Below are 13,355 nucleotides of genomic sequence, written 5' to 3'. Positions count from 1 at the left end.
CGACCATGCTGAAAACCACCTACGCCACCGGCGGCATCGCCGTCGCCCCGCACCACCTGGCCGCGCAGGCCGGCCGCGACGTGCTGCGCGATGGCGGCAACGCGGTCGAGGCGATGGTCGCCATGGCTGCCACCATCGCCGTGGTCTACCCGCACATGAACGCCATCGGCGGCGACGGCTTCTGGCTGATCCACGAGCCGGGCAAGACCCCGGTGGCCATCGACGCCTGCGGTCCGGCCGCGGCCCTGGCCAGCCGCGAGTTCTATGCAGGCCATGAACAGATTCCGTCGCGCGGGCCGCTGGCCGCGCTGACCGTGGCCGGCACCGTCGGCGGCTGGGCGCGGGCACTTGAGTCGGCTGCGGCCTGGGGCCCGGCGCTGCCGCTGCCGCGCCTGCTGGCCGACGCCATCGGCCACGCCCGCGACGGCATCGTGGTGACGCGCAGCCAGGCTCACCTCAAGCGAGTGAAGCTGCACGAGCTGCGCGACGTGCCCGGCTTCGCCGAGGTTTTCCTGCGCGACGGGCAGGTGCCGGAGGAGGGCAGCCTGATGCGCCAGCCGGCGCTGGCCGGCACCCTCGAGCGCCTGGCCGCCGCCGGGCTCGACGACTTCTACCGCGGCGAGCTGGCGCGCAGCATGGCGGGCGAGCTGGAGAGCCTCGGCAGTCCGCTGCGCCTGGCCGACCTGCAGGGCTACCGCGCCCAGCGGGTCACCCCGCTGCAGGTGCGGCTGGACGACGCCACCGTCTACAACATGCCGCCGCCGACCCAGGGCCTGGCGTCGCTGATGATCCTCGGCATCTTCGAGCGCCTCGGCGTGGGCGAAGCCGAAGGCTTCGCCCACATCCACGGGTTGGTGGAGTCGACCAAGCAGGCCTTCCTGGTCCGCGACCGGGTGGTGACCGACCCCGGCCGGCTGCCGGCCGAGCCGCAGTCCTTCCTCGACCCGGCGCGGCTCGACGAGCTGGCCGCCAGGATCGACCCGCAGGCGGCGCTGCCCTGGCCGCAGCCGACCAATCCCGGCGACACCATCTGGATGGGCGCGATGGATGCCCAGGGCCGCAGCGTCAGCTTCATCCAGAGCGTGTACTGGGAGTTCGGCTCCGGCGTGGTGCTGCCGTCCACCGGCGTGGCCTGGCAGAACCGCGGCATCAGCTTCTCGCTCGACCCGAAGGCGCTGCAGGCGCTGGAACCCGGGCGCAAGCCGTTCCACACGCTGAACCCGGCGCTGGCGCTGTTCGACGACGGCCGGGTGCTCAGTTACGGCACCATGGGCGGTGAAGGCCAGCCGCAGACCCAGGCGGCGGTGTTCAGCCGCTACCGGCTGGGCAGCGACCTGCAGGCCGCAGTCAGCGCGCCGCGCTGGCTGCTGGGCCGCACCTGGGGCGACGTCAGCACCTCGCTGAAACTGGAGAACCGCTTCGAGCCGGCGCTGGTCGAGCGGCTGCGCGCGGCCGGACACGTGGTCGAGGTACTCGACGAGGCCTTCAGCGACACCATGGGCCACGCCGGCGCGCTGCTGCGGCGCCCGGAAGGCGTCTTCGAGGGCGCCGCCGACCCGCGCAGCGACGGCAGCGTCTGCGGCATCTAGCTCGGAACTATTCCCCTTCCCGCCCGCCCCAAACCAGAGCGCCGGCCCGTCGTCCGCAATCCCCTGCGGACGGCCGGCGCTCTGGAGGGGACGTGGACTATATCGACCTGGTTCAATGGCCGGCCATGCTGGTCACGGTGCTGGCCGCCTGGCTGATCGGCTCGCTGCGCCCGGGGCGCCGGACGGTCGGCTTCTGGTGCTTCCTGCTGAGCAATGCGCTGTGGGTCATCTGGGGCCTGCATGCCGGCGCCTGGGCGCTCATCGTGCTGCAGATCTGCCTGGCCGCGATGAACATCCGCGGGGTGAAGAAGAACGACCACGCGGAACCCTCGAAAGGGCGCGAGCCCAGCGGTGACGTGGCCTAGCGGGCTGTCAGGAACGGGCCTTTGCCGTCCCGGTGCGCGACATTGCCAGTGCCGTATCGCTGTCTATACTCCAGTGCGTAAGGCGTACCGATTGAGTCCGACTGTGCGTGCAGGCACAGGCTGGCGACCGGATGTCGGGGGTAGCCAGCCGCAACCATCGGGCTGTCGAGCAGTGCAGGCTTTGCCGCACGAGGCGGCGACCTGCGGTCTGGCGACAGCCTCGAAGCAGTCGGCGGGATAACAAGAACCATAAGGGGACCCGCGATGTCGCGACATCCACGAGCCTGGATGGGCATGGGACTGTGCTCGATATTCCCGGCGGCGCACGCCGACTGGGAAGTGAACATGAAGCCCGGCGTGACGGACGTCAGCCGGTCGATCTTCGACCTGCACATGACGATCTTCTGGATCTGCGTGGTCATCGGCGTGCTGGTGTTCGGCGTGATGATCTGGTCGATGATCATCCACCGCCGCTCCACCGGCCAGCAGCCCGCCCACTTCCACGAGAACACCCGCGTGGAAGTGCTCTGGACGGTAATCCCGCTGCTCATCCTCATCGGCATGGCGATCCCCGCCACCCGCACCCTGATCCACATCTACGACCCGAGCGAATCGGACCTGGACATCCAGGTCACCGGTTACCAATGGAAGTGGCACTACAAGTACCTGGGCGAGGACGTCGAGTTCTTCAGCAACCTCTCCACCCCGCGCGACCAGGTGAACAACCTGGCACCGAAGGACGAGCACTACCTGCTCGAGGTCGACCAGCCGCTGGTGGTGCCGGCCGGCGCCAAGGTGCGCTTCCTGATCACCGCCGCCGACGTCATCCACTCCTGGTGGGTGCCGGCGCTGGGCGTGAAGAAGGACGCCATCCCCGGCTTCATCAACGAATCCTGGGCGCGCGTCGAGGAGCCCGGCATCTACCGCGGCCAATGCACCGAGCTGTGCGGCAAGGACCACGGCTTCATGCCGGTGGTGGTGGAGGTCAAGTCGCCCGAGGACTACGCCGTCTGGATGGAGGAGCGCAAGGCCGAGGCGGCCAAGCTGGCCGAGCTGACCAGCAAGGAGTGGACGCTCGAGGAACTGGTGGCGCGCGGCGAGCAGGTCTACCAGACCAACTGCGCCTCCTGCCACCAGCCCGACGGCAAGGGCATGCCGCCGATGTTCCCCGCGCTCGACGGCTCGGACATCGCCACCGGCCCGGCCGGCGATCACCTCGACGTCGTCATTCACGGCCGGCCCGGTACCGCCATGGCGGCTTTCGGCCCGCAGCTGTCGGAAGTCGACATCGCCGCGGTGATCACCTACGAGCGCAACGCCTGGAGCAACAAGCTGGGCGAGATGGTGACGCCGAAAGACGTGCTCACCTACAAACAGGCCGAGGAAGCCACCCAATAAGAGGAAGGCGCGATGAGTGCAGTGATTGATGACCATGGGCATGTCGAACACGCCCACCACTACCCGCCGAAGGGCATCTCGCGCTGGCTGCTGACCACCAATCACAAGGACATCGGCTCGATGTACCTGTGGTTCAGCTTCACCGCCTTCCTGCTCGGCGGCTCCATGGCCATGGTGATCCGCGCCGAGCTGTTCCAGCCGGGCCTGCAGATCGTGCAGCCGGAGTTCTTCAACCAGATGACCACCATGCACGGGCTGATCATGGTGTTCGGCGCGGTGATGCCGGCCTTCGTCGGCCTGGCCAACTGGATGATCCCGCTGATGATCGGCGCGCCGGACATGGCCCTGCCGCGGATGAACAATTTCAGCTTCTGGCTGCTGCCGGCGGCCTTCACCCTGCTGGTCTCGACGCTGTTCATGGACGGCGGCGGGCCGAACTTCGGCTGGACCTTCTACGCGCCGCTGTCGACCACCTACGCGCCGGAGTCGGTGACCTTCTTCATCTTCGCCATCCACCTGATGGGCATCAGCTCGATCATGGGCGCGATCAACGTCATCGCCACCATCCTCAACCTGCGCGCGCCCGGCATGACGCTGATGAAGATGCCGCTGTTCGTCTGGACCTGGCTGATCACCGCCTTCCTGCTGATCGCGGTGATGCCGGTGCTGGCCGGCGTGGTGACCATGATGCTGATGGACATCCACTTCGGCACCAGCTTCTTCAGCGCCGCCGGCGGCGGCGACCCGGTGCTTTTCCAGCACGTGTTCTGGTTCTTCGGCCATCCCGAGGTGTACATCATGATCCTGCCCGCGTTCGGCGCGGTCAGCTCGATCATCCCGGCCTTCGCGCGCAAGCCGCTGTTCGGCTACACCTCGATGGTCTACGCCACTGCGGCGATCGCCTTCCTCTCGTTCATCGTCTGGTCGCACCACATGTTCACCGTCGGCATCCCGCTGGTGGGCGAGCTGTTCTTCATGTACGCCACCATGCTCATCGCCGTGCCGACGGGGGTGAAGGTGTTCAACTGGGTCTCGACCATGTGGCGCGGCTCGCTGACCTTCGAGGCGCCGATGCTGTTCGCCGTGGCCTTCGTCATTCTCTTCACCATCGGCGGCTTCTCCGGGCTGATGCTGGCCATCGCCCCGGCGGACTTCCAGTACCACGACACCTACTTCGTGGTGGCGCACTTCCACTACGTGCTGGTGCCGGGGGCGATCTTCGGCATCTTCGCCTCGGCCTACTACTGGCTGCCGAAGTGGACCGGCCACATGTACGACGAGACCCTGGCCAGGCTGCACTTCTGGATGAGCTTCATCGGCATGAACCTGGCGTTCTTCCCGATGCACTTCGTCGGCCTGGCCGGCATGCCGCGGCGGATTCCCGACTACAACCTGCAGTTCGCCGACTTCAACATGGTCTCGTCGATCGGCGCCTTCATGTTCGGCACCACCCAGCTGCTGTTCCTGTTCATCGTCATCAAGTGCATCCGTGGCGGCGAACCGGCGCCGGCCAAGCCCTGGGACGGTGCCGAGGGGCTGGAATGGACCGTGCCCTCGCCGGCGCCCTACCACACCTTCCAGACGCCGCCGGACATGAGCGACGTGCATGAGCACCGCAAGGGGACCGGCGGGGAGCTCACGCCGTGAAAGCCGCTGGAGGCGGGAGGCTGGAGGCCGGACGAAGGGTGGCCTCGACGGCGTGCACCAGATCGGCCCGGGCGGTGGCGGGAGGCGAGCATGGTGGGCTAAAGCCCACCCTACGGGTGCATGGCCCGATTGGAGGATGGACCGGGCGGCGCCCCGCTTCAGCCCACCGGAACACCAAACCCGCCCTGCAGGGGCCGATCGCGGTCAAGACCGCTCCCACGGGGGCGGATGGTGGGAGCGGTCTCGACCGCGAGCTTTTTCGTCCAGCCTCCAGCCTCCAGCGCTTTTTCCTCAAGGAGGGCCTGTGCCATGAACGCTGAACTCCCCCTGCGCAAGCTGGTGCTGCGCCTGGTGCTGGTGGTGCTGGCGATGTTCGCCTTCGGCTTCGCCCTGGTGCCGATCTACGACGTCATGTGCAAGGCCTTCGGCATTAACGGCAAGACCGCCGGCGCCTACCAGGGCACGCAGACGGTGGACGACCGCCGTGCGGTGCGGGTGCAGTTCCTCGCCACCAACGCCGCCGGCATGGTCTGGGAGTTCCGCCCGGTGGCCGACCAGGTGGAAGTGAACCCGGGCGCCGCCACCGAGATGCGCTTCGTCGCCTACAACCCGAGCGACAGGCCGATGACCGCGCAGGCCATCCCCAGCGTCTCGCCGGCCAAGGCCGCCGCCTACTTCCACAAGACCGAGTGCTTCTGCTTCACCCAGCAGGTGCTGCAGCCGGGCGAGCGCATCGAGATGCCGGTCCGCTTCATCGTCGACCGCGACCTGCCGGCCGACGTGCACCACCTGACGCTCGCCTACACGCTGTTCGACATCACGTCCCGCCAGCCCCCCGTTGCCCGCAACGGCGGCTAAGGAGTAACCCATGTCAACGCATCAGCAGTACTACGTCCCCGAGCAGAGCAAGTGGCCGATCGTCGCCACGGTCGCGCTGCTGATCACGGTCTATGGCCTGGGCGACTGGTTCAACGACCTCAAGGCCGGGCGCGACGGATCGAACGGCCCGTGGATCTTCTTCGTCGGTGCGCTGCTGATCGCCTACATGATGTTCGGCTGGTTCGGCTCGGTGGTGAAGGAGAGCCGTGCCGGCCTCTACAGCCCGCAGATGGACCGCTCGTTTCGCTGGGGCATGGGCTGGTTCATCTTCTCCGAGGTGGCGTTCTTCTCGGCGCTGTTCTTCACCCTGTTCTACGTCCGCTTCTTCGTCGGGCCCTGGCTCGGCGGCGAGGGCGACAAGGGCGTCAGCGCCATGCTCTGGCCGGATTTCCAGTACAGCTGGCCGCTGCTGAACAACCCCGATCCCAAACTCTACCCGGCGCCCAAGGACGTGGTCGGCGCCTGGGGCCTGCCGCTGATCAACACCATCCTGCTGGTGACCTCCAGCTTCACCCTGACCTGGGCGCACCACGGGTTGAAGAAGAACCAGCGCAAGCAGGTCAAGCTCGGCCTGGGGTTGACCCTGGTCCTCGGCGCGGCCTTCCTGATCCTGCAGGCCGAGGAATACATCCATGCCTACACCGAGCTGGGGCTGACCCTGGGCTCGGGCATCTACGGTGCCACCTTCTTCCTGCTCACCGGGTTTCACGGGGCCCACGTGACCATCGGCGTGATCATGCTGACGGTGATGCTGGTCCGCATCCTGCGCGGCCACTTCGACTCGGAGCACCACTTCGGCTTCGAGGCAGCGAGCTGGTACTGGCACTTCGTCGACGTGGTCTGGGTCGGCCTGTTCGTCTTCGTCTACGTGCTCTAGCGGGCGCGCTCAGAAGCCGAAGGACGGCTTGAGCTCGCCGCTGTAGAAGCCCCAGCCGATGAGGATGACGATGACCGCCGTGAGCGTGACGCGGATGAACAGGGCGGTGACCACGCGCGAGCGGCGGCTCTCGTCCTTCACCAGAAAGAACAGGCCACTGAACAAGCTGGCCAGAACGGCCACTAACAACACGACGATGATCGCCTTGAGCATCGAGCGATTCCGCATTGGGGGAAAGGATTGGAGTATAGACCGCAGACCCACGGCCCACGGGGGCGGCCATGAGCGGATTCCGGCCAGGCCTGCTGCCCACCTTGCTGGTCCTGCTGCTGGTGCCGGGGCTGCTGTGGCTGGGCTTCTGGCAGCTCGACCGCGGCGAGCAGAAGCGGGCGCTGCTGGCCAGGCAGGAGGCGCGCCAGCAGGCCGAGGCGCTGGCCCCGCAGGCGCTCGACCACGCCGAGGACCCGGCCTACAGCCGCGTGCACCTGCAGGGCCGCTTCGATGCCGAGCACAGCTTCCTGCTCGACAGCCGCACGCGCGACGGCCAGGTGGGCGTGGAGCTGTTGCAGCCCTTCCACGACGACCCCAGCGGCCGCTGGGTGCTGGTCAATCGCGGCTGGATCCCCTGGCCGGACCGGCGCATTCCGCCGCGTTTCGACACCCCGGACGGCGCCCTGAAGCTCGCCGCCTGGGTCTACGCGCCCTCGCAGCAACCCTTCCTGCTGGCCCGGCGCATGGTCGACGGCTGGCCGAAGCTGACCAGCTACGTCGACGTGAAGGAAATCTGGCAGCTGCTCGGCCGCGACGGCGTGCCCTTCGAGCTGCGCCTGGCCCCCGGGCCGGCGGCCTACCGGGTCGACTGGCCGGTCACCACCATGACCCCGGAAAAGCACTTGGGCTACGCGGTGCAGTGGTTCGCCCTGGCGGCCGCGCTGCTGGGGCTGTTCGTCTATCTGGGCATCCACCGTGCGAAGGAGATCGACCATGAGCGCCATGAGCCCGACCATCGCTCCGCCTGAGCGCCACCGCGGGCGCCTGCAACTGATCGGCCTGATTGCCGTGGTGGTCGGCCCGATGCTGCTGGCCACCGCCATGTACCGCTTCGGCTTCTGGATTCCGGAGAACCGCAGCTACCACGGCGTGCTGGTCGGCGGGCAGTACGGCCGCGCCGAACTCGGCGTGCCGGAGCGCGACCGGCAGGGCTGGGAGCTGCTGGTGACCGCCCCCGGCGATTGCGCGGCGGACTGCCGCGAGCTGGTCTACCTGGCGCGGCAGATCAACATCGGCCTCGGCCGCGAGGCGGACCGCGCCGGCCACGCGCTGGCCAGCGCCACCGCGCTGCCGGCCGACTTCGAGGCACAGCTGACCCGCGAATACCCGCAACTGGCCCGTTATCGGCTCGACCGCCTGCACTACGAAGCCAACCCGTCGCTGCCGACGGCGCCACAGCTGTGGATCGTCGACCCCCACGGCAACCTGGTGCTGCGCTACGGCAGCGGGGTGCAGGGCAAGGCGATCCTGGAGGATCTGAGGCATCTGTTGAAGATATCGAGAATTGGGTGAATAGCGCTGGAGGCTGGAGGCTGGACGGCTGGACGGCTGGACGGCTGGACGGGGCAGTGGGGCGAATGAAGGCGAGGGGCAAGGCTTGCGAGCGGAATTCGAGAGTAGTGAAAGCGCAGCCAGACCAGACGCTCGTTCAGCCTTCCAGCCTTCCAGCCTTCCAGCCTTCCAGCGCGAAGTGAAACGAGGACGGTCATGACGATATCGAAACCCGGCTACCGACTCGCCCTGCTGGCCACTGCGCTGGCGGTGGTGGTGGTGCTGCTCGGCGCCTACACACGGCTGACCCACGCCGGTCTCGGTTGCCCGGACTGGCCGGGCTGCTACGGCTTTCTCGGCGTGCCGATGAGCGAGCACAAGCAGGCGCTGGCGGCCGAGCGCTTTCCGCAGGCGCCGCTGGAGGTGCACAAGGGCTGGAACGAGATGGTCCATCGCTACTTCGCCGGCGCGCTCGGCCTGGCGATCCTCGGGCTGGCGGTGCAGGCCGTGCGCCGCCGCGACGAGGCCGGACGGCCGGTGAAACTGCCGCTGCTGCTGCTCGGCGTGGTGATCGCCCAGGCGCTGTTCGGCATGTGGACGGTGACCCTGCAGCTCTGGCCGCAGGTGGTGACCGCCCACCTGCTCGGCGGCTTCGCCACCCTGAGCCTGCTGTTTCTGCTCTGCCTGCGCCTGTCCGGACGCTTCCAGGCGCTGCCCGCGGTGCCGATCGGGGTGCGCCTGCTGGCCGCCGCGGGGCTTTGCGTAGTGGTGCTGCAGGTCGCGCTCGGCGGCTGGGTGAGCAGCAACTACGCGGCCGTCGCCTGCCCGGACCTGCCCACCTGCCACGGCCAGTGGTGGCCGGAGATGGATTTCGCCAACGGCTTCCACCTGACCCAGCACATCGGCCCGAACTACCTCGGCGGGCTGCTCTACAGCGAGGCGCGCACGGCCATCCACCTGACCCACCGGCTCGGCGCGCTGACGGTGGCGGCGGTGACGCTGCTGCTGGCCTGGCAGTTGTGGCGCCAGGGGCTGCCGCGGCTGGCCGCACTGCTGGTCGGCGCGCTGGCGCTGCAGATCGGCCTCGGCATGGCCAACGTGCTGCTGCACCTGCCGCTGGCCGTGGCGGTGGCGCACAACGGCGGCGGCGCCTGCCTGCTGCTGGTGCTGGTACTGATCAATTACCGCCTGCGCGCGGTCACAGACCCAGTGGCGGCCGCTTCGCTCGACCGTCCCGCCGCCCGGCCACACGCCGGCGACGGGCCGTTGACCGCGGCCACCGAATAACCGCAAGAAGGGGACAGCCATGGCGACCGCACTGCGCGAACAGACGACCCAGGCCGGCTGGCGCGACTACCTCGAACTGACCAAGCCGCGGGTGGTGGTGCTGATGCTCATCACCTCGCTGGTCGGCATGTTCCTCGCCACCCGGGCCGGCGTGCCCTGGACGGTGCTGCTGTTCGGCAACCTCGGCATCGCCCTCTGCGCCGGGGCGGCGGCGGCGGTCAACCACGTGGTCGACCGGCGCATCGACGCCATCATGGCGCGCACCCACAAGCGCCCGCTGGCCGAAGGCCGGGTGGCGCCGGCGGCGGCGCTGCTGTTCGCGCTGGTGCTCGGCCTCGCCGGGATGGCGCTGATGCTGGCCTTCACCAATGCCCTGGCGGCCTGGCTGACGCTGGCCTCGCTGGTCGGTTACGCGGTGATCTACACCGGCTTCCTCAAACGCGCCACGCCGCAGAACATCGTCATCGGCGGCCTCGCCGGTGCTGCCCCGCCGCTGCTCGGCTGGGTCGCGGTGACCGGCCAGGTGACCGCCGAGCCGCTGCTGCTGGTGCTGATCATCTTCGCCTGGACGCCGCCGCACTTCTGGGCCCTGGCCATCCACCGCAAGGCCGAGTACGCCAAGGCCGACATCCCCATGCTGCCGGTCACCCACGGCGAGCACTACACCAAGGTGCACATCGTGCTCTACACGGTGATGCTGCTGGCGGTGAGCTTCATGCCCTTCGCCATCCACATGAGCGGGGTGCTCTACCTCGCCGCCGCCGGCGTGCTGGGCGCGCGCTTCCTGTACTGGGCGCTGGCGCTGTACCGCGACAGCCGCCCGCATGCGGCGATCAGCACCTTCAAATACAGCATCTGGTACCTGTTCCTGCTGTTCATCGCGCTGCTGGTCGATCACTATCTGCCGCTCAATCCCTGAGCGGCGGCATGAGGATGCGATGACCAAGGTGCAGAAAACCGTACTGGTGCTGGTGGGCCTGGTGGCCCTGGTGGTGGGCTTGACGGTCTACAAGGTGCTCGGCACCGGCCGCGGGCCGGACCCGGTGGCCATGCTCGACGCCGGCATCGTGCTGCTGCCGCAGTCGCGCCAGGTGCCGGAGCTGACGCTGACCGACCAGGAGGGCCAGCCTGTGCGGCTCGACCAGCTGGAAGGGCGCTGGAGCCTGCTGTTCTTCGGCTACACCTTCTGCCCGGACGTGTGCCCCGCGACCCTCGCCGAGCTGCGCCAGCTGCGCGGCCAACTGCCCGAGGACGTGCGCGACCGCCTGCAGCCGATCCTCGTCTCGGTCGACCCCGACCGCGACACCCCCGAGCAGCTCAAGCGCTACCTGGACTTCTTCGGCGCCGGCTTCCAGGGCCTGACCGGCGAGCTGGCGACCATCCAGACGCTGGCCAACTCGGTGGGCATTCCCTTCATCCCCGCCGACACCTCGAAGGAAAACTACACCGTAGACCACAGCGGCAACCTGGTGGTCATCGGCCCGGACGGCCGCCAGCGCGGCTTCATCCGCGCGCCGCTGAGGAGCCAGAAGCTGGCCGAGCAGCTGCCGGTGCTGGTGCGGGGCGAGGGTTGAGCGGCCGCTCTTTGCCATGTTCGCGGTCGAGACCGCTCACACAAGAGCATCGCCCGAGGGCGGGCCTTCCACGAAAGCACGCGGTGCCAGCCGAATCCAGTGGGAGGCCGCGCCCGTTCCCGACGGGCTTGCGGCATTCACCACATCCTTGTAGATCGCGCGCCCTCGCGGCGACGGGGGCCAAGCGATCCTGGCTGCGAACGGCGATCGGGAACGTTCTGCGGTCAAGGCAGTTGCTCCCCCCTTCGTAGGCTGGGTTGAGCGAAGCGAAGCCCAACACGCGTTCTGCTCGCAGAAGCCGTCTCGATAGCGATCTCCTCCGAGGGCTGGTCGCAGGCAGAGCCTGCTCCTACTGCTGTGTGTGCGGCCACAGGCAGTGCCGGGGCGGGCTTTTCCCTTCTCCCTGCGGGAGAAGATGGCCTGCAGGGCCGGATGAGGGAGAAAGCCGCACATCACATCTCCCGTGGCAGCGGTCTCGATCGCGATCCGCTCATCCGGGATGCCTGTCCCAATTGAAAATCATTCTCGATAAAAATATGATGCGGTTCCGTCGATCGCGCCTTGCCAGACGTTTCGCAGCGCCGGTCGGTCTGCCGGTTCACAGTCAGGAGAAGGCATTGTCGGAAGTGGACCTCAAGGCGCTCTTCCTCAGACATGGCAACGCTGTCCGCAACCTGTTGCTGCGCCGCAGTCGCGATCCCCAGCTGGCGTCCGACCTGACCCAGGAGAGTTTCCTGCGGCTGGCCGAGCAGGCGCGCAACGGCCCGGTCGACAACAGCCCGGCCTACCTCTTCCGCATCGCCCAGAACCTGCTGATCGATCACATGCGCCAGCAGCAGCGGCGGCGTACCGACAGCCAGCCCAACGAGGCCCTCGCCCACGTCGAGGACGAGACGCCCGACCTGGAGCGGCAGCTGGCCGCCCGCCAGCGGCTGCAGAAGATCCGCGAGGCGGCGGCCGAACTGCCGCCGCGCACCCAGCAGATCTTCAGGCTCAACCGCCTGCAGGGGCTGACCTATGCCGAGGTCGCCCGGCATCTGGGCATTTCCGACAGCTCGGTGCAGAAGCACCTGACCCGCGCGCTGCAGCACGTCGCCGAGCGCCTGCGCGACGATTGAGCGCACCACTGCCGCGCTGTTACCGTTTCCCGCCGCGCCGGACGTCCTTACTCTTGATCGATAACCAAACCACGAGACTTCACGTGATCAGCCACGACGAGCGACAGCGCGCGCGCAACGAGGCGGCCGCCTGGGCCGTGCGCCTGGGCGAGGCGGACCCGGCGGCGCCCTATCCGGAGGCGCTGCAGCGCTGGCTTGCCGAAGACCCGCACCGCGCCGGCCTGCTGCGGGAAGCCCGCGAGACCTGGGCCGAACTCGGCGCGCTGGATTCGCTGGACGCGCCAACGCCGCGCCCGGCAGGCCGCGGCGCATGGCGACGGCTGGCCCGAGCGCGGCGCCGGTTGCGCTACCTGGCCGGCGCCGCCGCGATGCTGCTGGCCTGGCTGGCCGTGTCGGTCCAGGCGCCTCAGTTCGCCGCCGACCTGTTCGCCGACCATGCCACCGGTATCGGGGAGCGGCGCCAGGTGACACTGCCGGACGGCAGTCTGGTCGAGCTGGACGCCGACAGCGCGCTGGATGTCGTCTTCGACGACGAGCGGCGCCTGGTCCGCCTGCGCCACGGCGAGGCGATCTTCCGGGTCGCGCCGATGGGCGAGGGTGAAACCAGGCCCTTCCTGGTGGAAAACGCCGGCGGCAGCAGCCGGGCCCTGGGGACCCGCTTCGTGGTCGGCGACCGCGGCAGGGGCACCTGGGTCGGGGTGCTGGAACACAGCGTCGAGGTCAGTGCGCCGGGCACCGCCGGCGAGCGACGGCGCATCCTCGAGCAAGGCCAGAGCGCCTGGTACGACGCCAGCGGGGTGCATCCCCTGCAGGCCGACCTGGGCAGCGCCACCGCCTGGCGCGACGGCCTGCTGGTATTCCAGGACCGTCCGCTGGAAGAGGTGATCGAGCGCCTGCAGCCCTACCGGCGCGGCTACGTGGTGATCTCCGATCCCCGCCTGGCCGAGCGCCGGGTCAACGGCGTGTTTCGCCTGGACAGCCTCGACCAGTCACTGGACCTGCTCGTACGGGAACTGGGCGCCAGCCGGCTGGACCTGCCGGGATTCACCCTGATCCGCTGAGCCCGCAAAGGCAGCCGG

The 13,355-nt window shown here is 68.6% G+C and carries 14 protein-coding genes; 13 read left to right on the top strand and 1 reads right to left on the bottom strand.

The window, feature by feature from the left end; all coding sequences use genetic code 11:
* Positions 1 to 5 precede the first annotated feature (5 nt).
* The 6 genes from H610_RS0118845 (at position 6) to H610_RS0118820 (ending at position 6,755) form a co-directional block, all read left to right on the top strand.
* Entirely contained in the window at positions 6 to 1,589 is a 1,584-nt protein-coding gene (locus H610_RS0118845) for a gamma-glutamyltransferase family protein (protein WP_028241104.1), read from the top strand.
* Between the two features lie 125 nt (positions 1,590 to 1,714).
* Positions 1,715 to 1,954 (top strand): hypothetical protein, encoded by a 240-nt coding sequence (locus H610_RS0118840; RefSeq protein WP_408055007.1) that lies wholly within the window; start codon positions 1,715 to 1,717, stop codon positions 1,952 to 1,954.
* A 264-nt stretch (positions 1,955 to 2,218) separates the two neighbouring features.
* Entirely contained in the window at positions 2,219 to 3,352 is a 1,134-nt protein-coding gene (coxB, locus tag H610_RS0118835; RefSeq protein ID WP_028241102.1) for a cytochrome c oxidase subunit II, read from the top strand.
* Positions 3,353 to 3,364: 12 nt separating this feature from the next.
* Entirely contained in the window at positions 3,365 to 4,999 is a 1,635-nt protein-coding gene (ctaD, locus tag H610_RS0118830) for a cytochrome c oxidase subunit I (protein ID WP_028241101.1), read from the top strand.
* Between the two features lie 309 nt (positions 5,000 to 5,308).
* Complete coding sequence (locus H610_RS0118825; RefSeq protein WP_028241100.1) at positions 5,309 to 5,857, top strand: cytochrome c oxidase assembly protein; 549 nt, start codon at positions 5,309 to 5,311, stop codon at positions 5,855 to 5,857.
* Positions 5,858 to 5,867: 10 nt separating this feature from the next.
* Positions 5,868 to 6,755 carry a cytochrome c oxidase subunit 3 gene (locus H610_RS0118820; RefSeq protein WP_028241099.1) on the top strand — a complete coding sequence of 296 codons (888 nt, stop codon included), beginning with the start codon at positions 5,868 to 5,870 and terminating at the stop codon, positions 6,753 to 6,755.
* Positions 6,756 to 6,764: 9 nt separating this feature from the next.
* On the opposite strand, the gene H610_RS0118815 is transcribed toward H610_RS0118820, so the two are convergent.
* Positions 6,765 to 6,968, bottom strand: a complete 204-nt coding sequence (locus H610_RS0118815) for a twin transmembrane helix small protein (RefSeq protein ID WP_028241098.1) — start codon at positions 6,966 to 6,968, stop codon at positions 6,765 to 6,767.
* A 68-nt stretch (positions 6,969 to 7,036) separates the two neighbouring features.
* Here H610_RS0118815 and H610_RS0118810 point away from each other — a divergent pair, with 68 nt between their 5' ends.
* From H610_RS0118810 to H610_RS0118780, 7 genes are all read left to right on the top strand, one after another.
* The gene (locus H610_RS0118810) at positions 7,037 to 7,774 is read left to right on the top strand and encodes an SURF1 family protein (RefSeq protein WP_028241097.1); all 738 of its coding nucleotides are present in this window, start codon (positions 7,037 to 7,039) and stop codon (positions 7,772 to 7,774) included.
* Positions 7,749 to 8,318: a hypothetical protein gene (locus H610_RS0118805; RefSeq protein ID WP_028241096.1), complete on the top strand. Its 570-nt coding sequence runs from the start codon at positions 7,749 to 7,751 to the stop codon at positions 8,316 to 8,318. Before H610_RS0118810 ends, H610_RS0118805 begins: the two co-directional genes overlap by 26 nt.
* 201 nt (positions 8,319 to 8,519) lie before the next feature.
* A complete protein-coding gene (locus H610_RS24215) occupies positions 8,520 to 9,584 on the top strand; it encodes a COX15/CtaA family protein (protein ID WP_201768380.1) in 1,065 nt (354 codons plus the stop codon).
* Positions 9,585 to 9,603: 19 nt separating this feature from the next.
* A complete protein-coding gene (gene cyoE / locus H610_RS0118795) occupies positions 9,604 to 10,503 on the top strand; it encodes a heme o synthase (RefSeq protein WP_028241095.1) in 900 nt (299 codons plus the stop codon).
* Positions 10,504 to 10,522: 19 nt separating this feature from the next.
* On the top strand, positions 10,523 to 11,158 hold the full coding sequence (locus H610_RS0118790) for an SCO family protein (RefSeq protein ID WP_028241094.1): 636 nt from the start codon (positions 10,523 to 10,525) through the stop codon (positions 11,156 to 11,158).
* Between the two features lie 617 nt (positions 11,159 to 11,775).
* A complete protein-coding gene (locus H610_RS0118785; protein ID WP_028241093.1) occupies positions 11,776 to 12,276 on the top strand; it encodes an RNA polymerase sigma factor in 501 nt (166 codons plus the stop codon).
* 83 nt (positions 12,277 to 12,359) lie between these two features.
* Positions 12,360 to 13,337, top strand: coding sequence for a FecR family protein (locus H610_RS0118780; protein WP_028241092.1), 978 nt, complete (start codon positions 12,360 to 12,362; stop codon positions 13,335 to 13,337).
* The last annotated feature ends 18 nt before the right edge of the window (positions 13,338 to 13,355 follow it).

The organism is Stutzerimonas azotifigens DSM 17556, assembly GCF_000425625.1.
Taxonomy (GTDB): domain Bacteria; phylum Pseudomonadota; class Gammaproteobacteria; order Pseudomonadales; family Pseudomonadaceae; genus Stutzerimonas; species Stutzerimonas azotifigens.
The sequence above is the reverse complement of the archived record's forward strand: the minus strand, read 5'-3'. Positions and strand labels throughout refer to the sequence as shown.

Bases quoted from the DNA above. Each gene is read 5' to 3' on its own strand.
- H610_RS0118815 (WP_028241098.1), bottom strand. From the start codon at position 6,968: ATGCTCAAGGCGATCATCGTCGTGTTGTTAGTGGCCGTTCTGGCCAGC.
- H610_RS0118845 (WP_028241104.1), top strand. From the start codon at position 6: ATGCTGAAAACCACCTACGCCACCGGCGGCATCGCCGTCGCCCCGCAC.
- H610_RS0118805 (WP_028241096.1), top strand. From the start codon at position 7,749: ATGAGCCCGACCATCGCTCCGCCTGAGCGCCACCGCGGGCGCCTGCAA.
- coxB (WP_028241102.1), top strand. From the start codon at position 2,219: ATGTCGCGACATCCACGAGCCTGGATGGGCATGGGACTGTGCTCGATA.
- ctaD (WP_028241101.1), top strand. From the start codon at position 3,365: ATGAGTGCAGTGATTGATGACCATGGGCATGTCGAACACGCCCACCAC.
- H610_RS0118790 (WP_028241094.1), top strand. From the start codon at position 10,523: ATGACCAAGGTGCAGAAAACCGTACTGGTGCTGGTGGGCCTGGTGGCC.
- H610_RS0118840 (WP_408055007.1), top strand. From the start codon at position 1,715: ATGCTGGTCACGGTGCTGGCCGCCTGGCTGATCGGCTCGCTGCGCCCG.
- cyoE (WP_028241095.1), top strand. From the start codon at position 9,604: ATGGCGACCGCACTGCGCGAACAGACGACCCAGGCCGGCTGGCGCGAC.
- H610_RS0118825 (WP_028241100.1), top strand. From the start codon at position 5,309: ATGAACGCTGAACTCCCCCTGCGCAAGCTGGTGCTGCGCCTGGTGCTG.
- H610_RS0118810 (WP_028241097.1), top strand. From the start codon at position 7,037: ATGAGCGGATTCCGGCCAGGCCTGCTGCCCACCTTGCTGGTCCTGCTG.
- H610_RS0118820 (WP_028241099.1), top strand. From the start codon at position 5,868: ATGTCAACGCATCAGCAGTACTACGTCCCCGAGCAGAGCAAGTGGCCG.